Genomic DNA, 18,701 nt, shown 5'->3' with positions numbered 1-18,701 from the left:
GCAGCCCGCCTCCGCACGTCGTGGTCACCCCGGGGGCCGTCCCGGGGAGGGCGACGCCCATGCCGACCGAGGACGGCCGAGCCGGGGCGACCCTCCCCCCGCGCAGGCCGACGGGACGGACGTGCCGGTGCGCCGCCGTCGGGCCGGAGCGGCGGCACGACCTGGGAGAATCCTCCGATGACCTTCTCGACCCCGGCCCCTGCCCGTCCCGGTGCGCCGCTCGGCGCGACCGGTGAGCTCCTCGCGGTGTGCCGCGTGCACGTCCTGCTGCCCGACGCGGGCGCCGTCGGCGTGACCGCGATCGACAAGCGGCCCGTCGAGGGACCCGTCAAGGTCCGCCCGCTGGGGTTGTACGCCGACGTGCAGGCCGACCGCGCGCACCACGGCGGCGAGGAGCAGGCCGTGTACGCGTACTCGCAGGAGGACGCCGACCACTGGGCGGCCGAGCTCGGCTACGAGGTCACGCCCGGGCTGTTCGGGGAGAACTTCCGCACGCGCGGCGTCGCGGCGAGCGGGGCTCTGATCGGCGAGCGCTGGCAGGTGGGGTCCGCGGTCCTGGAGGTCACGCACCCGCGCACGCCGTGCTCGACGTTCGCGCGGCGGCTCGGCGAGGACCGCTGGGTCAAGCGGTTCACCGACGCGAACCGCACGGGCGCGTACCTGCGGGTCGTGACCCCGGGCGAGGTGCGGGCCGGGGACGCGGTCGAGGTCGCGTACCGGCCCTCGCACGGCGTGAGCGTCGCGGACTGGTTCGGGGCGCGCGTCGCGGGCACGACGGTCGAGGTCTCGCAGCGCCTGCTCGCGGCCGAGGCCGAGGGTGAGGTCCGGCTGTCGGCCGAGGTGCGGGAGCGCGCCGAGCGGGCGGTCCGCTGATCCGTCGCTGAGTGCGGAGTACTTGTCGCCGGATCGCCCGTTCGACGACAAGTACTCCGCACTCAGCGCGCATCAGGCGCGCCGCGGCTCGGCCGGGGGCCACTCGCCGTCGTCCGAGCCGTCGTCGGCCGCGAACAGCAGCTCGTGCAGCCGGACCTGGACCTCCTCGACGTGCGGGACGTCGGGCAGGGTCATGCCGGGCTTGGCCGTCGCGTCCGAGATGATGAGCGTCCCGCAGCCGAACAGGCGGTCGACCAGGTCCTTCTCGTACGTGACGTCGTTGATGCGGTAGAGCGGGATGTCGCGTCCCGTGCGCGTGAGGATGCCCGTGCGCGTCGACAGGCGCTTGGTCGTCACCGTGTACTTGGTCGTCAGCCAGCGCAGGTGCGGCACGACGACCCACACGAACGCCGCGACCGCCGCCACGCCCAGCGTGCCCCACAGGATCACGGGGTGCTCGGGGGAGAACCAGAGGATCGCCGTCGCGGCGGCCACGATCAGGACCAGGACCAGGATCGGGAGGAACAGGGCCTTGGGGTGGGTCCGCAGCTCCAGGACGACGGTCTCGCCCTCGGCGAGGTTCTTGTTGACGCTCATGGGGAGCATCGTGCCATCTCGGGCGGGCGGTGCGGCACGGTGTCCCGGTCAGGCCGTCGGCAGGTTCCACCCCTCGACCGTGCGCAGCCCGTGCCCGTGGCCGAGCAGGCTGACGCTCGCGGTCCCGAGCTCGAACCGGGCGGCGGTCGCGGGCCCCAGCTCGAGCCACACCGCGGCGAGCACGCGCAGCAGGTGGCCGTGCGCGACGAGCAGGACGTCGCCGCCGTCGCGCAGCACGGGGTCGACGCGCCGTACGACGGTCCGTGCCCGGTCGGCGACGTCGTCGAGCGTCTCGCCGTGGCGGGTCCCCGGCTCGCCCGGGGGCCCGGCGGTGCGGGGCACGACGTGCACGCCGTCGCGGAAGATCAGCCAGTCGCGCCCGATCTCCCGGCTCACGTCGTCGGCCGTGCGCCCCTCGACGGGGCCGTAGTCCCACTCGGCGAGGTTCGGGTCGGCGACCGCGTCGCCGAACCCGGCGAGCTCGGCGGTCCGCCGGGCGCGCAGCAGCGGGCTGCGCAGGATGAGCGCGAACGACCGTCCCGCGAGGAACGCCCCGGCCGCCCGGGCCTGGTCCTCGCCGAGCGGGGTCAGGGGGATGTCGCTCGTGCCGGTGTGCTGGCCGGAGCGGCTCCACTCGGTCTCACCGTGCCGCAGGAGCACGAGCTGGGGGTCGGGCATGGGGTCCTCCGGGGTCGGGGTGCTGTTCCGAGCATCCCCCAGGCCCGACGGCGGAGCACCCGCAGGGCGTCCGGCGCGCCCGGGTGCGGCACGTCCGGGGCGACCCGGGAGCGTCGCGGGAGGCGTCGCCGCCGGGCGTCGGAGGAGGGGCGGGCGTGCACTGTGACCGAGTCGGGGGTCGTCCTGGAACCCTTCGTGGCCCTAGGCTCGTCCGTCATGACCACCTACTCGATCCTGACGTCGACCGCTGCGCTGCGAGGCGAGCCGTTCGAGGCCGAGACCGACGAGGCGGCGCTCGACGTCGTCCGGTCACGCAAGCGGAGCGGGAACCTGCCGCTCACCTCGTTCTCGTTGCAGACCTCCGACGACCGCACGGTGGCGTCGTGGACCGGTGCGCACGAGGTGGTCTGACCGCGTCGACTACCCGGCGCGCACAGCACCGGACGGGACGTCCTCCGGCCGGGCCACGGCCTGGGTACCGAGCCTCGTCCCCAGGGTGAGCCCGCCGTCGTCGGGAGCGGAGAGGGGCTCGAAGCCCAGCCGCGTGTAGAACGCGATCGCGCCGTGGTTCTCGCCGCCCACGCCGAGGTGCAGGCCAGGGACGCCGAGGTCCACGAGCCGGCCCTGGAGGTGCTCGATCATGCGTCGTCCCCAGCCGGTGCCCTGCGCCTCGGGCAGCAGGTCGATGTGCAGGTGCGCGGGGTGTGTCGCGGGCTCAACGAGCCAGGGACGCGACGGTCCTGCGGAGCGGTCGTGGATCTGACGGACCAGGCGCGCGTCGGGGGACCGGTCGGCAGGGTCCGGCAGCGGGTACCGATCGCGCAGGGGTGGCCACCACTCGCGCTCGCGCCACTCCTCGAAGGCCACCGTGTCGCGGCAGCCGATCACGTAGCCGACGACGCGGTCGTCGTCGGTGACGAGGACGGTCACGAGCGACGGGTCGTGGATGGCGTAGGGCGCGGCGTAGACCTCGCCGAGCAGGCGCGGGTCGGCGTAGAGGCCGGTCGCGTCGCGGCCGTTGTCGCCCGTGCGCAGGCAGATGTCGTACAGCGCGTCCAGGTCCTGGGGCGCGGAGGGCCGGATTCTCACGGTGGTGCTGTTCCTCGGGGGCGGGGGTCGCCGGGCGCTCCCGGTCGCGTCGTCTGGGCGCGGCCACGTGCGGTCGACGGAGGATGTGCTGGCAGTCAAGTTTACAGACGATCACCGTGTCGTCGGCCTCGACGGCTACTGCGCAGCCTCGGGTTTCGGGCACTCTTGAGCCCGAGCACCGCGCACGCCGGGGCCGGAGGAGGAGAACGACGCCGTGAGCACGGACAGCCCCAAGAGGGTCGGCAACGCGACGGCCCTGCGCGCCCTCAACGACGGAGCCGCGCTCGAGGCGCTGTTCCGGCACGGGCCCATGACGTCCGCAGGTCTCCAGGAGCGGCTGGGGCTGTCCAAGCCCGCGACCGCGACCCTCGTCGCGCGGCTCGAGGCCGCGGGCCTCGTCGAGCGCTCGGGGCACCGCGACGGTCGGCCCGGACCGCGAGCCGTCGTCTGGACGTTGCGGGGCGCCGCGGGGTACGCGGCCGGGGTCGACGTCACGGTCGGCAAGGTCTCCGTCCTGGTCGCCGATCTCGGCGACCAGGTGCTCGGCAGGTCGGAGCGCGCGGTCACGTGGACCGCCGACGAGCACTCCCCGGGCGCGCACCTCGACCTCGTCCGGGCCGTCGTCGACGAGACCTGTGAGCGGGCCGGGATCGCCCGCACCGACCTGCTCCAGGTCGTCGTCGGCTTCCCGGGGTCGGTCGACCCCGCGACCGGCCGTCTCGCCTACGCCCCGCACCTCGCGGTCTGGAACGACCACGACGTCGAGGCGCAGCTCACCGAGACGCTCGACGTGCGGGTCACGGTCGAGAACGACGTCAATCTCGTGGCGCTCGCCGAGCTCGCGCGCGAGGACCTGGCCGACGTCCGGGACCTGTTCGTCCTGTGGGTCGACCAGGGCGTCGGTGCCGCGACGTTGCTCGACCGCCGCATCCGCCGCGGCCGTCACGGCGGGGCGGGCGAGATCGACCGCGTCCCCGTCCTCGACCCGGCTCGCCGTGGACGCGCACCTCGAGGCCGGAGCACCGTCGCCGACCTCGTCCAGCTCGACGGCGTCGCGCGTCTCGCGCAGGCCCACGGCCTGGCTCCGTTCGACTCCGCGCCCCTCGACACGCTGCGCATCGCGCCCGCCTCGGCGCGCCGGGCGGACGACGTCGCGCGCCTCTCCGAGGTCCGTGAGGCCGCGTCGAGCGCGCTCGTGTCGGCGGCCCTCGACCCGACGGGCCGTGCCGGGGACTTCCTCGACGACCTCGCCCGCCGCCTCGCGGTCGTGCTGCGCATGGCGGTCGGAGTCCTCGACCCGGACGCCGTGGTGCTCGGAGGTGGGGTGGCCGCCGCCGGTGGTGAGGCCCTGCGGGACCGCGTCGCCGCGGCGCTGCGCACGGGGCACGGGGCGCCGGCACCGGTGCTCCTGTCCACCGCGCAGGGCGACGGCGTCGTCGAGGGGGCGCTCGCGGCAGCTCTCGACGAGGCCAGGCGCCGCGTCTTCGGGGCGGGGAGCGTCACCGCGCCCTGATCCGGGCCACGCCAGGGAGCGCCGCGGTGTCTGCGCCCGACGGGTCAGGCGACGCCGTCGAGCCCCACGATCGACAGGAAGACCACGAGGGACCCGAGCAGCACGACGGCGACCCCCACCGAGATCAGCAGGACGGTGCGGGGACGGACGGGCATGGGGCTCCTGCCGGGTCGAGGTCCCGCGCACGGACGTCCGCGCGCGGTGAAGGGAACCGGACCATCGTAGGCAGGGTTCGCGGCCTGCCGGCGCGGACCGTCAGGCGTCGTGGGCCGAACGATCGGCGAGCTCGGGCGGCCAGACCACCTGGAAGCGTTCGAGCACGATCTCCTCGTCCTCGGACCACTGCGCACCCCGGGCCGCGCACGTGCGGATCCAGTACTTCCTGTGCTCGCGTCGCCAGCTCTCGAGCGACCGGTCGTCCTCGCCCTCGTCCCACGCGAAGGCCGCGTCCACGGAGCCGAAGGTCCCGAGCCGCAGCTCGATGCTGCGCAGGATCACGCGAGGGCGCCCTGCGCCGTCGCACGCGACCCAGTGCGACCCGACGCGCGGGAGGGCGTCGCCGCGGGCGGCGAACTCGGAGGCGAGCTCCGCCGTCGCGCGCTTGGCGCCGTGCGTGACCTCGCGCAGCAGGGCGTCGGAGAGCGTCGGGGAGTCGCCGAACCGCTCGACCGTGTACTCACCGCACAGGGCGACCGCGTCCGGGTGCGCGGCGGCGTAGTCGGCCCAGAACGCGTCGCCGGCGAGGGTGTCGACGGGCGGGAGCTCGGTGGGCGGGTGGGGAGCGAGGGCGTCGGTCATGCCCGATGGTCCCATCGGGCGCCGTGCCCGGCCGAGGCATTTTCGACCGGGCGAGGAGGGTGCGGGGGTGCCCGCACCCTCCTCCCGGTCAGGCTCCGGACGCGGCGAGCTCCTCGGTGCGGGCTGCGCGCCGGGCGAGCGTCCCGTCGCGCCACGTGAGGTATCCGCCGTCGAGGTTGCGCACGTCGTACCCGAGCTGGGTGAGCAGCCGCGCGGCGGTGTGCCCGCGCTGCCCCACCTGGCAGTGCACGACGACGGGTGCCCCGGCCGGGATCTCGGCTGCGGCCCGGTCGCGCAGCTCGTCGAGCGGGACGTTGAGCGCGGGCAGCGAGCCAGGCCCGTCAGAGCCGTCAGCCGCGTCCGCGACGGCCGCTACCTCGACCGTGCCGCGCGCGTGCTCTCCCGCCGTGCGGACGTCGACGACGGTCGCACCCCGGGCGACGAGCGCGTCGAGCTCGTGCCACTGGACCGCGCGGGTCTCGCCCGTGCGGAGGTTGTCGGCCACGTAGCCCAGCATGTTGACGGGGTCCTTGGCCGAGCCGTACGCGGGCGCGTAGGCGAGCTCGAGGTCGGCGAGGTCGGAGGCCGTGAGCCCGCCCGCGACGGCGGTGGCGATGACGTCGATGCGCTTGTCGACGCCGTCGCGGCCGACTCCTTGCGCGCCGAGGATCAGGTCGGTCTCGGGGTCGACGAGCAGCTTGAGGGCCATCTGGGTCGCACCGGGGTAGTAGCCCGCGTGCTGGACGGGGTGGGTGTGGATCGCGCGGTAGGGGCGCCCCTCGGCCTGCAGGCGCTTCTCGGAGCGTCCGACGCTCGCTGCCGTGAGCCCGAACACCCCGACGACGGCCGTCCCCATCGAGGGGCGCAGGCCGCTGCGGCGCCCGAGGATCACGTCGGCGACGTGGCGCCCGTGCCGGTTGGCGAGGTTGGCGAGAGGGATGAGGATGGTCGGCTCGTCGCCCGAGGTCGAGCCGCCCGGGTCCGTCGCGGCGAGGGCGTCGCGCTTGGTCGCGGCGTCGCCCACGGCGTAGACGTCGGGCACCGAGGTGCGCAGGTCCTGGTCGACGAGGATGCCGCCGCGGGGCCCGACCTGCGCCCCGGCGAGGACCGCGAGCTCGACGTCGGGACGGACGCCGATCGCGGCGACCACGAGGTCCGCGGGGACCGTGCCGCGGGGCGAGCCGTCGGTCGAGGACAGCTCGGCGGTGTCGGGGCCGAGCGCGGCGACCTGCGTCGAGGTGCGCACGCGGACGCCGTGGGCCTCGAGCTCCTGCTGGACGCGGATCGCCATCTCGGGGTCGAGCGGGGCGAGGACCTGGTCGGCGAGCTCGACGAGCGTGACGTCGAGGCCGCGGTGGACGAGGTTCTCCGCGACCTCGACCCCGACGAACCCGCCGCCGATCACGACGGCCGAGCGGGCGGGTGTCCGGCCAGGTGACCCGACGGAGCCGGGCGTCGTCGGGGCGAGCGCGCCGTCCGACCCCGTGCCGTCCGACCCCGTGCCGTCGATCGCGGCGACGATCCGGTCGACGTCGGCCACGTCGCGCAGCACGAGGGCGCGCTCCATGCCGAGGGCGGGCGGGACGATCGGACGGGCCCCGGGGCTCAGCACGAGCCGGTCGTAGGTCTCGACGGTCTCCTCGCCCGTGGCGAGGTCGCGGACCGTGACCGTGTGCGCGGCGGCGTCGACGCCCGTGACGCGGTGGCGGACACGGACGTCGATCCGGAAGCGGGCGGCGAGCGACTCGGGGGTCTGGAGGAGGAGCGCGTCGCGGTCCTCGATGACTCCTCCGGCGTAGTAGGGCAGGCCGCAGTTGGCGAACGAGACGTGGTCGCCCGCCTCGAGGACGACGATCCGGGCGTCCTCCGACAGACGGCGAAGACGGGTCGCCGCGGACATGCCTGCCGCGACGCCTCCGACGATGACGATCTTCATGCTTTCCTCCTGGGGGTCGAGAAGCACTATACCCCTGGGGGTATATTGATCCTCAACCCGATCAGGAGGATCACCATGTGCAGAGCTGTGACCTGCAAGAAGTGCGGCAAGACGACGTGGGCCGGCTGCGGCCAGCACGTCGACCAGGTCCTGCGGGGCGTACCCCGCGCCGACCGCTGCGAGGGCCACGCCGCCGAGGCCAAGGCACCCGCCCAAGGGTCCTTCCTCTCGCGCCTCTTCAAGCGCTGACCCGCCCCCACCCCGCCACCACGACCACGAGGAGAACCACCATGTGCAGCCCCGCCCGCTGCGGAACCTGCCGCAAGATCACCTGGACCGGCTGCGGCCTGCACGCCGACGAGGTCCTCGCCGAGTTCGAGCCCTCCGAACGCTGCACCTGCCCATGAGCCCGGCGCCCCGGCACGCCGCGCCAGACGTGGCGTCGACGGTGCTGGAACCGTTGGCGGTCCCGCTGACCGTGCCCGAGCACGAGGCCGCTCCGCTGCCCGTCCAGTTGCGGCGACCGGCATGGGGCAGGCGACGGCTCGTCGTCGGCGCGCTGCTCGCTCCCGGGCTGCTGGCGCTGCTCGTGGCGGCGGGCGGGGGCTGGGCCCACGGCATCCCGCCCCTGTGGGTGGGGCTGCTCGCGGCCGTGGCCGTCGTCGGCGGCCTCACGCTCGCGAGCTACGTCCCGGCCCGGGGCGAGTCCTGGCGGGATACCCTCGGGTGCTCGCCGTGCGCCGTCGTCTCGGGCGGCACGGTGCTCGCCGCCGTGTTCCTGGTCGGTCAGGCGCCGCACCAGGTCGGGATGGCGCTGCCCGCACTGGCTGTTGTCCTGTTCGGGCTGGCGCAGCGCACGAGCAGCACGCGCGACGCGTGCGCGCGATGAGAGGAAGAGTCATGGAGCTCGACAAGGACGAGATGAAGAAGGTCTCGAACCGGCTCAAGCGCGCCCAGGGGCAGCTTGCCGCAGTCGTGCGGATGGTCGACGAGGGCGGCGACTGCGCCGACGTCGTGACGCAGCTCTCCGCGGTGTCCAAGGCGCTCGACCGCGCCGGGTTCGCGATCATCGCCTCGGGCCTCAAGCAGTGCCTCACGGACGAGGAGAACGGCCCGGCGGACGTGCAGAAGCTCGAGAAGCTCTTCCTGTCGCTGACCTAGCCTGCCCGCCCGGCGGCCCCCGCGGCCCGACGGCGCAGCGCCCGCCGCGCTCTCGCCCGCACCGGGACGGTGGCAGCCGTGCGGGCCGTCCCCTGTCGCGCGACGTGCGGTTCCCCTACTGTGACGACGAGCCGACGCGACCGCTCGGCACGACCGAGGGGGAGCCATGGCGCGGACGGAGAGCGGTGCGGAAGCTGAGCGGGCCGGTACGGGCACCGGTGCCGGGGCGCTCCACGGGCGGGTCGCGCTCGTCACGGGCGGCGCCCGCGGGATCGGCGAAGGGGCCGTCCGCGCGCTGCACGCCGCAGGAGCCGACGTCGTGGTCGCCGACATCGCGGACAAGCAGGGGGCGGCGCTCGCGGCCGAGCTCGGCGACCGGGCCCGGTTCGTCCACCTCGACGTGAGCGACGAGACCGCATGGGTTCGGGTGGTCGAGGGCGTCGTCGCGGACCTCGGCACCGTCGACGTGCTGGTCAACAACGCGGGCATCGCCAGCACGGCACCGATCGAGAAGTTCACCACCGCCAGGTGGGACGCGGTCCTGGCCGTGAACCTCACGGGCGTGTTCCTCGGCTGCCGCACGGTCGTCCCCGTCATGAAGGCGCAGGGCCGTGGCTCGATCGTCAACATCTCGTCGGTCGACGGCCTGCGGGGCAGCCCCGCGGTGCACGCCTACACGGCCGCGAAGTTCGGCGTGCGGGGACTCTCGCAGTCGCTCGCGGTCGAGCTCGGCGAGTTCGGCATCCGGGTCAACTCGGTGCACCCCGGCTACGTGCGCACCCGCATGACCTCGCGCATCGACCCCGAGCGCCTCGACATCCCCCTGGGGCGCCCGGGCCGTGCGACGGAGATCGCGCAGACCATCGTGTTCCTCGCGAGCGACGCCTCGTCGTACACGACGGGCGCCGAGCTCGTGGTCGACGGCGGCCTGATCACCGGTATCCCGCGCCGCTGACGGTCGGCCCGCCCGCGCGCGGTGCCCGCCCCGGCCCGGCACCTCCGCCGTCGCTGCCCGGGAGGCGACCGCGCACACCCCGGGGGATGATCGCGAAGGTGAGCAGGACGCCCGGGCGAGCGACGCCGTCGGGCAGGAGCGACCCCCAGGAGCCACCCATGAGCGACGACGCGACCTACGGCAGCCCCGTCTTCGACTGGTCCGTGCTGACCGTCCCGACCCCGCTCGCGATGGTGCGCGGGCAGCTCGGGTTCTCCTGGCTCGAGGTGCTGGGACGTCTCGTGACGCTCGACCAGGACGAGTTCGAGTGGGAGCCCGGACCCGACGCGCTGCGCGTCGTGCGGCGTGGGGAGGAGCGCTCGCCCCGCACGCTCGGGGTCGGTGAGTGGGTCATGGAGTGGCCCGAGGGCTCGGACTCGCCGCAGCCACGGACCATCGCGTGGCTCGTCGCGCACCTGACCGAGGCGTTCTTCGAGCGGTGGGAGTGGACGTTCGGCGACCGCATCGCCCGGCGCGACGCCGTCGCGTTCTCGGGCGAGGTGGACCCCGCGATCGAAGGGCTCACGCGCTGGGTCGACCTGTGGCGTGACGGCGTGGACGGGCTGCCCGACGACGAGGTGTTCACGGTCGGGCTCAGCCAGGCGACCGAGATCGACGCCCAGGCGCCGTTCGGGCACCTCGTGCTCCACATGAACCGCGAGCTCATCCACCACGGCGCCGAGATCATGGTGCTGCAGGACCTGTACCGGGCGCGGCACGCGGGCTGAGTCGACCCGACGACGGCGCGCCACCCCCCACGGGGCGGCGCGCCGTCGTGCTCTGCGGACGGGACCGTAGCAGTCCTCTCGGCGACGTCGCCGAGGTCGTCGGTCAGCGCCGGGCGGTGAAGCGGTACTCGCCGCCCGCGTACGTGCAGGAGCCGACGATGTACCCGCGGTTGCGCCACTCGGCGCGTCCGGCGTTGCAGCTCGCCAGCGTCGTGAAGCCACCGACGACCTGTGAGCTGAGGAGTGCGACCTGCCCGCTGAGAGGTGCGGCCTGGCCGCTGTGGGGCGCCGCGCTCGCCGGAGCCGCAGCTCCGACCAGAGCGGTGACGCCGAGTGCTGCAGAGACGAGGGCTCCGATGACCTTGTTTCGCATGTTTTCCCCTGATTCATCCGAATGCCCCGTAGTGGGCACGCCGCAATCCTCGTCACAGGGCTGGTCGGCCCGCAACCGGAGAGCCGTCGCCAGGATCACACCGCTGCGGGGAATCCACGGCCCGTCGCGGCGGTTGAGAACGGTCATGAGCGAAAAGGTGAAGGTCGACATCTGGTCCGACGTGGCGTGCCCCTGGTGCTACGTCGGCAAGCGCCGCTTCGAGACGGCGCTGGCCGGGTTCGCGGGCCGCGACGACGCCCCCGAGGTGGAGATCGAGTACCACTCGTTCGAGCTCGCGCCGGACACCCCGGTCGACTTCGAGGGGACCGAGGTCGACTTCCTGGCCAAGCACAAGGGCATGCCCGCGGGTCAGGTCGAGCAGATGCTCGGACAGATGACGACGGTCGCCGCAGCCGAGGGGCTCGCGTACGACTTCGACGCCCTCCAGCACACCAAGACCCTCAAGGCGCACGAGCTGCTGCACCTCGCGAAGTCCCGCGGCAAGCAGGTCGAGATGAAGGAGCGCCTCCTCAAGGCGTACTTCGAGCAGGGTCGTCACGTCGGCCGCATCGAGGAGCTCGCGGCGCTCGCGGCCGAGGTCGGCCTCGACGCCGACGAGGTCCGCACGGCCCTCGAGAACGGTGACTTCGAGGACGCCGTCGAGCAGGACATCGCGCAGGCCCGCGCCTACGGCATCAGCGGCGTCCCGTTCTTCGTGTTCAACGGCAAGTACGGGGTGTCGGGCGCGCAGGACCCGGCCGTCTTCACGCAGGTCCTCGACCAGGTCGTCGCGGACGCCGCGGAGTCCGTGGCCTGACACCCCGGCTCGTCCCGCTCCCGCGCTGCCTCCACCTACCGGGTGGAATGCGACCGAGATCACAGCAGGAGCGGTAGCGAATGCGACCGAGTATCAGCCAGACTGTCGGAAACCCGCAGCGTCGCTGGTCCCGGTGGCCCCGCAGGCGTCCGCCCGTCGAGACGGCCGGCCATCCCACCACCCACGAGCATCGCAGCACGTGACCTCAGGAGATCCCATGACTGACACCATGCAGGACAACCCTTTCCACTCGATCGCGAACCCGCGTCGCACGACCCTCATGACGGTCTCGGCCGCCGAGGCCGCTGCCCCGTTCACGATGATGGGCAACGACGACGCCGCAGTGTGCGTCGACGGGGTGTGCGCTCTCCCCGAGTGACCCTCCCGTGCTGACCCTCCCGTGCGCTCGAGCACGGGGTTGAGGCCGCTCTGCCCCTCGGAACGGCCCCAACCCCGTTCTGGGCAGCGCGCGCGACTCAGCCTCGGTGGTGACGGCCCATCGGCACCAGCGTCGGGGTCCCCGTGATCGGGTCGGGCACGACGAGCGAGTCCAGGCCGAACACCTCGCGCACCATCTGCGCGTCCACGACGTCGCCCGGTGCGCCCTCGGCGTGGACCCGGCCGTCGCGCATCGCGACGAGGCGGTCGGAGTAGCGGCACGCCATGTCGAGGTCGTGCAGCACCATGACGACCGTGGTCCCGCGCGACTCGTTGAGGTCCACGAGCAGGTCGAGCACGTCGATCTGGTGCGCGATGTCGAGGAACGTCGTCGGCTCGTCGAGCAGCAGCAGGTCGGTGCGCTGCGCGAGCGCCATCGCGATCCACACGCGCTGCCGCTGCCCGCCCGACAGCTCGTCCACGGACCGCTCGGCGAGGTCGAGCGTCCCGGTCGAGGCGAGCGCGTCGGCCACGGCCTCGTCGTCGTCCGCGGTCCAGCGCCGGAACCAGCCCTGGTGGGGGTAGCGGCCGCGGCCCACGAGGTCGGCGACCGTGATGCCGTCGGGGGCCACGGGGCTCTGCGGCAGCAGGCCGAGCGTGGTCGCGACCTGCTTGGTGGGCAGCGTGCGGATGTCCTCGCCGTCGAGCAGGACGGCCCCGCCCACGGGCTTGAGCAGGCGCGCGAGGCCGCGCAGCAGCGTCGACTTGCCGCACCCGTTGGAGCCGACGATCGACGTGATCCTCCCGGCCGCGACCGTGAGGCTCAGGTCCTCGACGACGCGGCGCTCGTCGTACGCGAGCGAGACGTGCTCGGCGGCGAGCGTGTGCGTCCCGGCGGTGCGCGCGGCAGCAGGTCCAGCGGCGGTCCGTGCGTCGGCAGGAGGCCCGACGGCGTCGCGCGCCTCGGGCGCGCCCCCGGCGGTCTCGGGGTGGTCGGTCATTCTCAGCCTCCGCGTCCGGAACGGTTGGTGCGCACGAGCAGCCACAGCAGGTAGGGGGCGCCGACGATGCCCGTGACGACGCCCACGGGCAGCGTCACGTCGGGGATCGCGAACTGTGCGACGAGGTCGGAGCCGAGCACGAGCAGGGCACCCACGAGCGCGGCGGGCACGAGCGCGAGCCGCCCGTCGCCCAGGGTGCGGCGAGCGATGGGGGCCGCGACGAGCGCGACGAACGCGACGGGACCCACGACCGCGACGGCCGAGCCCGCGAGGCCCACGGCCACGAGGATCAGCAGGAGCCGGGAGCGCTCGACGCGGATGCCGAGCGCGGCCGCGGCGTCGTCGCCCAGCTCGAGCGAGCGCAGCCGCGGCGCCAGGAAGGCCGTGAGCGGCACGAGCACCGCGAAGCAGACGAGCAGCGGGTTGAGCGTCGACCAGTCGGAGCGCGCGAGCGAGCCCGTGATCCACACGAGCGCGGCCTGCGCGTCGCGGACGTCGCTCGTCGTGAGGACCCACGAGACCACGCTCATGCACAGGGCCGCGACGCCGATCCCGATCAGGACGAGCCGGTACCCGGCCACGCCGCCGCGCCACGCGAGCAGGTAGATCGCGACGGCCGCGGCGAGCGACCCGGCGAGCACCAGGCCCGTGAGCGCGAGCCCGCTGATCCCCAGCACCACGACGCCCAGGACGCCGGCGGCGCTCGCGCTCTGCGTGATCCCGATGATGTCGGGACTCGCGAGCGGGTTGCGCACGATCGACTGGAAGAGCGCGCCCGACAGGCCCAGCGCGGCCCCGACGACCAGGGCCGTGAGGAGGCGCGGCAGGCGCAGCTCGACGATCACGAACTGCGTGAGGACGTCGGCTCGTCCCAGGACCGTGTCGAGGATCCCGGACAACGGCACGGACGCGTCGCCCAGCGTCATCCCGACCGCGGCGAGCACCACGAGCGCGACCGACAGGCCCGTGACCAGTCGCGCCTCGCGCACCCGCCCGCGGTGACGCGAGGCCCGGGCGACGTCGACGCCCGGGGGAGAGGCGCCGTCGGGCAGGCCGTGCGGGACGGTGGTCGGGGCGCTCACAGCGACACCGTCTTCCCACGCCGCACGAGCGCGATGAACAGGGGAGCCCCCACGACGGCCGTGACCACGCCCACCTGGAGCTCGCCCGGACGGGCCACGACGCGCCCGATCACGTCGCACCCGATGAGCAGCACGGGCGCTGCGACGGCCGCGTACGGCAGCACCCACCGGTAGTCCAGCCCGACGACGTAGCGCGCCACGTGCGGGACGACGAGCCCCACGAAGGCCACAGGTCCGACGGCCGCGGTCGCGGCCCCGCACAGCAGCACGATCGCGACGCCCGCGACCACGCGCGTGCGGGTCACGTCCTGCCCGAGACCGCGCGCGACGTCGTCGCCCAGGGCCAGGCCGTTGAGCGAGCGGCCGAGCGCGAGGGCCAGGACCAGGCCCACGACGACGAACGGCAGCACCTGCCACACCACGGTCGAGCCGCGCGCCGCGAGCGAGCCGACCTGCCAGAAGCGCATGAGGTCGAGCGCGGCACGGTCGACCAGGAGGACGGCCGTCACGACCGACGTCAGCGCGGCCGTGACGGCCGCACCGGCGAGGGCGAGCTTGACCGGGGTCGCGCCCTCGCGCCCCACGCTCGCGACGCCGTAGACGACGGCGGCCGCGACCGCGGCGCCCGCGAACGCGAACCACACGTAGCCGCCGACCTGCGAGACGCCGAAGAACGAGATCGCGCCGACCACGAAGAGCGACGCGCCCGCGCTGATGCCGAGCAGGCCCGGGTCGGCGAGCGGGTTGCGCGTCAGGCCCTGCATGAGGGTGCCCGCGGCGCCGAGCGCGGCGCCCGCGACCAGGCCCACGAGCGTGCGGGGCACGCGCTTCTCGATCACCACGAGGTGGTCGGGGTTGGTCGGGTCGTAGCTCGTGAGGGCGTCCATGACGACGCTCAGCGGCAGGGCGTTGGCCCCGACCGCGAGGCTCAGCGCGCACACCGCGGCCAGCGCGACGACCAGGACCGCGAGCCCCACGACGAGACGCCGAGCACGGGCCGGGCGACGAGAGGTCGCCCGGCCCGTGCCGGCATCCGTGCTGTGGGTCGTGCTCATGAGTGGTGTGAGACTACGACACCTTCTCGGCGGCGGCCGCGAGCTGCGGCACGTACTGGTCCAGCATCCACGGGATGGACAGGACCGTGGGCGCGCTCGACGCCATGACGAAGGACTCGCCCACGATCGGGGCGAAGCGGCCCTCGGCCACGGTGGGCATCGCGGCGATGACCGGGTCGGCCACGAACGTGTCGACGTCGGCCTGCGTCGCGAAGTACATGATGAGGACGTCGGTCTCGATCTTGGAGACGTTCTCGTAGCTCAGCGGGTACCAGAACGTCCCGGACGACGGGTCTGCGTCGAGCTCCTTCACGCTCGGGGAGAGCGTCATGCCCAGGTCCTCGACGACCTGCACGCGCGGGTCCTCGGCGCGGTAGACGTTGAGCTGGTCGGCCGTGTTGGCCGCGGCGTACAGGAAGGTCTTGTCCTTGATGACCGGGTGGGCGTCCGACTGCGCGGCGATGCCCGCGTCGGTCTCCTCGAGCAGCGCGTCGGCCTCCTCCGACAGGCCCAGGGCCTTGCCGACGATGTCGAGCTGGTCCTGCCAGGACAGCGCCCACGGCTGGTCCGGGTACGCGACGACGGGAGCGATCTTGGAGAGCTTGTCGAACTCCTCCTGCGTGACGCCCGAGTAGGGGGCCAGGATGACGTCGGGCTTGGCGGCCACGACCTCCTCGAACGGCACCTCGCTCGTGTCGCCGCCCGAGAGCAGCGTCGGCGTCTCGGCGCCCATCTCGTCGAGCTTCTCGGCGACCCAGGGGAGCACGCCGTCGGCGTTGCCGCCGTACTTGTAGGCGGGCATCGCGACGGGCACGACGTCGAGCGCGAGGACGGCGTCCTGCGTCGACCAGCCCCACGTCACGACGCGCTCGGGCTTCTCCTCGATGACGGCCTCGCCGAGCGCGCTCTCGATCGTCACGGGGAAGGCGCCCTCGGCTGCGGCGCTGCCGCCCGCGGGCGACGAGGCGTCGTCGGTGGACCCGCCGGAGCAGGCTCCCAGGGCGAACGCGGTGGCGACGGTCGCGGCGACCAGCGCTGCGGGCCGGAGCCGTCGAGAGACGGTGCGAGACATGATGCTCCTCGGTCGGTGCTGCACGGGGGTGGTGGTGCTAGAGGTAAGGCTAACCTCATGACCTGGGAGCCCTCGACGGAGGGAGCCCGTGCGACCCAGTGGGATGGTTCACAACGCGCTGTCATCTCCCGGCCGAGTCGTGTCGGAGACTGGCCGGTGGCCTTGCGGTGCCGAGCACGGGGTTGAGGCCGTTCTGACGACTCTGGCGACCTCGACCCCGTGCTCGACCGCGCGGAACCTCGTGCTCAGTTCCCTCGGTGGTCCTGGATCGAGAGCCTCGGGCCTCGCCGCGGCGCGTGCCCCAGGCCCGACAGCTCGAGCAGACGCACGACCCGGTACCGGTGCGGGGCGTAGGGCGCGAGCAGCGCCAGCATCCCGGCGTCGTCGGTCCGTTCGCCGGTCAGCGCCCACCCGACGGCCTTGGCCAGGTGGAAGTCCCCGACCGACAGCGCGTCCGCGTCGCCGAGCGCCCGTTGCGCGACCTCCGCGGCCGTCCACACCCCGACCCCGGGCACGAGCTGCAACCGCGCCTGCGCCGCGGCCGGGTCCATCGCGGCGCACTCCTCGAGCCGGCGTGCGACGCGCGCGCACTCGACGACGGTCCGCGCCCTCCGCGGGTCGACGCCCGCCCGGTGCCAGTCCCACGTGGGGATCGTGGCCCAGGTCCGGGCGTCGGGGACCACGCGCATGCCCTCGGGCGCGGGCCCCGGCGCGGGCGTCCCGTACCGCGCGAGCAGCCAGCGCCACGCGTGGTGCGCCGTCACGGTCTGCACCTTCTGCTCCAGGACTGCGGGCACCAGGGCCTCGAGCACCCGCCCGGTGCGGGGGACGCGCAGCCCGGGGTGCCTGCGGTGCGCGTCCGCGAGGCGGGCGGGAGGGGCGAAGGAGGCTGCGTCGTCGGGCTCGCCGAGGAGCGACGGGAGGGACGCGGCGAGCTCGTCCGCCCCGGGCCCCCACGCCTGCCCGACGACGTCACGCACCCCCGCCTGCACCAGCCGGTAGGTCACGGGGCCGGTGGGGAAGAGGCTCGTGCGCCAGGTCCCGGCGTGCGGGCCGCCCGGCACCACGCGGAACGTGGGGTCGTAGGGGCCGCGGGCGAGCTTCGCGAGCGTCGCGCGCAGGTCGAGCGGGCGCTCGGAGCGCAGGGCGAGGGGGAGCGGGTCGGCCGGTCCCGACCGGACGAGCGCCGGTGCGGGGAGCGGGGACGCGGTCATCGCCCCAGTGTCGCACCGCCACCTGGGCCCTCGGCCTGGCCGCCAAGCAGGTTCGCCGAGAACGGGATCGAGGTCGCCGTGATCCCCGGAACGACCGCAACCTCGTTCTCGGCGCACCGGGCGGCACGGGCGCACCGGGCGCACCGGGCGGCCCGGTCGGCTCAGCCGGCGGTCAGCTGCGCGGCCAGGCCCGCCCGGTCGATCTGCATCCAGTACTCGACGATCCGTCCGTCCTCGACCCGGTACACGCAGCTCGCGACCTGGACCACGGGTCGCCCCGTCGGGGCGTGGCCGTCGATCTCTCCCAGGTGGTTCCCCTCCTGGGTCCAGCGCACGTAGACCTTGTCGCCCGCGACGAGGACCTCGTCGATCGTGAGCCGGAACGGGCCGTAGGCCGCGATCATCTCCTCGACGTGCTCGGCGTACTGCTCGGGCGTGCGTTCGACCGTGGTGGGGTCCTCGGCCTGGACCTGGTGCGCGCGCACGAGGGGGCCATGAAGTCGCCCGCCCGGTGCGGGGCCGTGCCCGAGCGGACGACGGCGAAGAACTCACGGACCAGGGCCTCGGGTGGGGGAGTGCTCATGGGGACATCCTGCCGAGCCGCCGCCCGGTGCGGCGGTGTTCGTCCAGAACGGGTTCGAGGTCGCCACCGACGCGGTGGCGACCTCGAACCCGTTCTCGGCAGCTCGCGAGGGTCAGTCGAAGAGCGTCGACTCGGTCCAGGCGTCCGCGGCGGCCTTGGACGCGGCGCTCGCCCCGACCTTGGCGGCCGGACGGCCCGCAGCGACCGGCCGCTTGGCCGCCGGTGCAGCCACGAGGTCGTCGGTCCCCGCGAGCGTGGCCCGCTCCTCGCCGCGTCCTGCGGCCCAGTCCTGCGCCGCGAGCCCGGCGAGCTGGTCGGCCCGCTCGTTGAAGTGGTTGCCGACGTGCCCGCGCACCCACCGGAACCGTACGGGCCCGGGGCGCGCCTGGATCGCGGCCTCGATGCCCTGCACGAGCTCGAGATTCTTCACGGGGCTGCCGCCGGCTGTCCGCCAGCCCTTGCGCTTCCAGCCCTCGAGCCACTCCGACGCGCACTTGATGGCGTACTGGGAGTCGGACTCGATGAGGAGCGGTTCGGCGCTGGGGTGGGCGCGTACCGCTTCGAGCAGAGCCTGGAGCTCCGCGATCTGGTTCGTCCCGGAGGCTGCGCCACCGGAGTCGAAGGTTCCGTCGTGGTTGATCCACGCCCAACCGATCGCTCCACCCGGGTTGACCAGGCACGAGCCGTCGGTGCTGACAGTGATCACTTGTGCGTCCTCGCTCATCGGAGTCGGAAGTCCGTCGCGCCCATTGTCCCCGA

24 protein-coding genes are annotated in these 18,701 nt (G+C 74.0%); 11 read left to right on the top strand and 13 right to left on the bottom strand.

Going from position 1 to position 18,701, the window contains the following annotated elements:
- Window positions 1–177: 177 nt before the first annotated feature.
- Window positions 178–873: an MOSC domain-containing protein gene (locus JOD49_RS09975; RefSeq protein ID WP_205307047.1), complete on the top strand. Its 696-nt coding sequence runs from the start codon at window positions 178–180 to the stop codon at window positions 871–873.
- Window positions 874–945: 72 nt separating this feature from the next.
- On the opposite strand, the gene JOD49_RS09970 is transcribed toward JOD49_RS09975, so the two are convergent.
- Window positions 946–1,470, bottom strand: a complete 525-nt coding sequence (locus tag JOD49_RS09970; protein WP_205307046.1) for a PH domain-containing protein — start codon at window positions 1,468–1,470, stop codon at window positions 946–948.
- A 48-nt stretch (window positions 1,471–1,518) separates the two neighbouring features.
- Window positions 1,519–2,148, bottom strand: coding sequence for a histidine phosphatase family protein (locus JOD49_RS09965; protein WP_205307045.1), 630 nt, complete (start codon window positions 2,146–2,148; stop codon window positions 1,519–1,521).
- A 216-nt stretch (window positions 2,149–2,364) separates the two neighbouring features.
- Between JOD49_RS09965 and JOD49_RS09960 the strand changes: the two genes are divergently transcribed.
- Complete coding sequence (locus JOD49_RS09960; RefSeq protein ID WP_205307044.1) at window positions 2,365–2,559, top strand: hypothetical protein; 195 nt, start codon at window positions 2,365–2,367, stop codon at window positions 2,557–2,559.
- Window positions 2,560–2,568: 9 nt separating this feature from the next.
- On the opposite strand, the gene JOD49_RS09955 is transcribed toward JOD49_RS09960, so the two are convergent.
- Window positions 2,569–3,237 carry a GNAT family N-acetyltransferase gene (locus JOD49_RS09955; protein WP_205307043.1) on the bottom strand — a complete coding sequence of 223 codons (669 nt, stop codon included), beginning with the start codon at window positions 3,235–3,237 and terminating at the stop codon, window positions 2,569–2,571.
- Window positions 3,238–3,451: 214 nt separating this feature from the next.
- On the opposite strand from JOD49_RS09955, the gene JOD49_RS09950 reads away from it, so the two are divergent.
- Window positions 3,452–4,750, top strand: coding sequence for an ROK family transcriptional regulator (locus JOD49_RS09950; protein ID WP_205307042.1), 1,299 nt, complete (start codon window positions 3,452–3,454; stop codon window positions 4,748–4,750).
- Window positions 4,751–5,005: 255 nt separating this feature from the next.
- Here JOD49_RS09950 and JOD49_RS09945 read toward each other — a convergent pair whose 3' ends face one another.
- Both JOD49_RS09945 and JOD49_RS09940 read right to left on the bottom strand, forming a co-directional pair.
- Complete coding sequence (locus tag JOD49_RS09945; RefSeq protein WP_205307041.1) at window positions 5,006–5,548, bottom strand: ASCH domain-containing protein; 543 nt, start codon at window positions 5,546–5,548, stop codon at window positions 5,006–5,008.
- Window positions 5,549–5,636: 88 nt separating this feature from the next.
- Entirely contained in the window at window positions 5,637–7,484 is a 1,848-nt protein-coding gene (locus JOD49_RS09940) for an FAD-dependent oxidoreductase (protein WP_205307040.1), read from the bottom strand.
- Window positions 7,485–7,559: 75 nt separating this feature from the next.
- On the opposite strand from JOD49_RS09940, the gene JOD49_RS09935 reads away from it, so the two are divergent.
- From JOD49_RS09935 to JOD49_RS09915, 6 genes are all read left to right on the top strand, one after another.
- Window positions 7,560–7,733, top strand: coding sequence for a DUF8730 family Cys-rich protein (locus JOD49_RS09935; RefSeq protein WP_504739221.1), 174 nt, complete (start codon window positions 7,560–7,562; stop codon window positions 7,731–7,733).
- A gap of 41 nt (window positions 7,734–7,774) precedes the next feature.
- Window positions 7,775–7,891 carry a DUF8730 family Cys-rich protein gene (locus JOD49_RS20940; RefSeq protein WP_504739220.1) on the top strand — a complete coding sequence of 39 codons (117 nt, stop codon included), beginning with the start codon at window positions 7,775–7,777 and terminating at the stop codon, window positions 7,889–7,891.
- Window positions 7,892–7,932: 41 nt separating this feature from the next.
- The gene (locus tag JOD49_RS09930) at window positions 7,933–8,373 is read left to right on the top strand and encodes a hypothetical protein (RefSeq protein WP_205307039.1); all 441 of its coding nucleotides are present in this window, start codon (window positions 7,933–7,935) and stop codon (window positions 8,371–8,373) included.
- 11 nt (window positions 8,374–8,384) lie between these two features.
- Window positions 8,385–8,645, top strand: coding sequence for a metal-sensitive transcriptional regulator (locus tag JOD49_RS09925; RefSeq protein ID WP_205307038.1), 261 nt, complete (start codon window positions 8,385–8,387; stop codon window positions 8,643–8,645).
- A gap of 166 nt (window positions 8,646–8,811) precedes the next feature.
- Window positions 8,812–9,600 carry an SDR family oxidoreductase gene (locus JOD49_RS09920; protein WP_205307037.1) on the top strand — a complete coding sequence of 263 codons (789 nt, stop codon included), beginning with the start codon at window positions 8,812–8,814 and terminating at the stop codon, window positions 9,598–9,600.
- Between the two features lie 158 nt (window positions 9,601–9,758).
- Complete coding sequence (locus tag JOD49_RS09915) at window positions 9,759–10,367, top strand: DinB family protein (protein WP_205307036.1); 609 nt, start codon at window positions 9,759–9,761, stop codon at window positions 10,365–10,367.
- Window positions 10,368–10,470: 103 nt separating this feature from the next.
- On the opposite strand, the gene JOD49_RS09910 is transcribed toward JOD49_RS09915, so the two are convergent.
- Window positions 10,471–10,740 carry a hypothetical protein gene (locus JOD49_RS09910; RefSeq protein WP_205307035.1) on the bottom strand — a complete coding sequence of 90 codons (270 nt, stop codon included), beginning with the start codon at window positions 10,738–10,740 and terminating at the stop codon, window positions 10,471–10,473.
- A gap of 145 nt (window positions 10,741–10,885) precedes the next feature.
- Here JOD49_RS09910 and JOD49_RS09905 point away from each other — a divergent pair, with 145 nt between their 5' ends.
- On the top strand, window positions 10,886–11,557 hold the full coding sequence (locus JOD49_RS09905; protein ID WP_205307034.1) for a DsbA family oxidoreductase: 672 nt from the start codon (window positions 10,886–10,888) through the stop codon (window positions 11,555–11,557).
- Window positions 11,558–11,774: 217 nt separating this feature from the next.
- Window positions 11,775–11,936 (top strand): hypothetical protein, encoded by a 162-nt coding sequence (locus JOD49_RS09900; RefSeq protein ID WP_205307033.1) that lies wholly within the window; start codon window positions 11,775–11,777, stop codon window positions 11,934–11,936.
- A gap of 97 nt (window positions 11,937–12,033) precedes the next feature.
- Here the strand turns inward: JOD49_RS09900 and JOD49_RS09895 are convergent, their stop codons facing one another.
- From JOD49_RS09895 to JOD49_RS09865, 7 genes are all read right to left on the bottom strand, one after another.
- The gene (locus JOD49_RS09895; RefSeq protein ID WP_205307032.1) at window positions 12,034–12,936 is read right to left on the bottom strand and encodes an ABC transporter ATP-binding protein; all 903 of its coding nucleotides are present in this window, start codon (window positions 12,934–12,936) and stop codon (window positions 12,034–12,036) included.
- A gap of 2 nt (window positions 12,937–12,938) precedes the next feature.
- A complete protein-coding gene (locus JOD49_RS09890) occupies window positions 12,939–14,018 on the bottom strand; it encodes a FecCD family ABC transporter permease (protein WP_205307031.1) in 1,080 nt (359 codons plus the stop codon).
- Complete coding sequence (locus JOD49_RS09885) at window positions 14,015–15,073, bottom strand: FecCD family ABC transporter permease (protein WP_205307030.1); 1,059 nt, start codon at window positions 15,071–15,073, stop codon at window positions 14,015–14,017. The genes JOD49_RS09890 and JOD49_RS09885 overlap by 4 nt, the downstream gene beginning before the upstream one ends.
- Window positions 15,074–15,086: 13 nt before the next feature.
- The gene (locus JOD49_RS09880) at window positions 15,087–16,145 is read right to left on the bottom strand and encodes an iron-siderophore ABC transporter substrate-binding protein (protein ID WP_205307029.1); all 1,059 of its coding nucleotides are present in this window, start codon (window positions 16,143–16,145) and stop codon (window positions 15,087–15,089) included.
- Window positions 16,146–16,390: 245 nt separating this feature from the next.
- A complete protein-coding gene (locus JOD49_RS09875) occupies window positions 16,391–17,359 on the bottom strand; it encodes a DNA-3-methyladenine glycosylase family protein (RefSeq protein ID WP_239525188.1) in 969 nt (322 codons plus the stop codon).
- A 161-nt stretch (window positions 17,360–17,520) separates the two neighbouring features.
- Window positions 17,521–17,844, bottom strand: coding sequence for an ester cyclase (locus tag JOD49_RS09870; protein WP_205307028.1), 324 nt, complete (start codon window positions 17,842–17,844; stop codon window positions 17,521–17,523).
- Between the two features lie 210 nt (window positions 17,845–18,054).
- Complete coding sequence (locus tag JOD49_RS09865; RefSeq protein ID WP_191789880.1) at window positions 18,055–18,648, bottom strand: ribonuclease H family protein; 594 nt, start codon at window positions 18,646–18,648, stop codon at window positions 18,055–18,057.
- Window positions 18,649–18,701 lie beyond the last annotated feature (53 nt).

This window comes from Oerskovia jenensis, assembly GCF_016907235.1.
GTDB lineage: Bacteria > Actinomycetota > Actinomycetes > Actinomycetales > Cellulomonadaceae > Oerskovia > Oerskovia jenensis.
The sequence above is the reverse complement of the archived record's forward strand: the minus strand, read 5'-3'. Positions and strand labels throughout refer to the sequence as shown.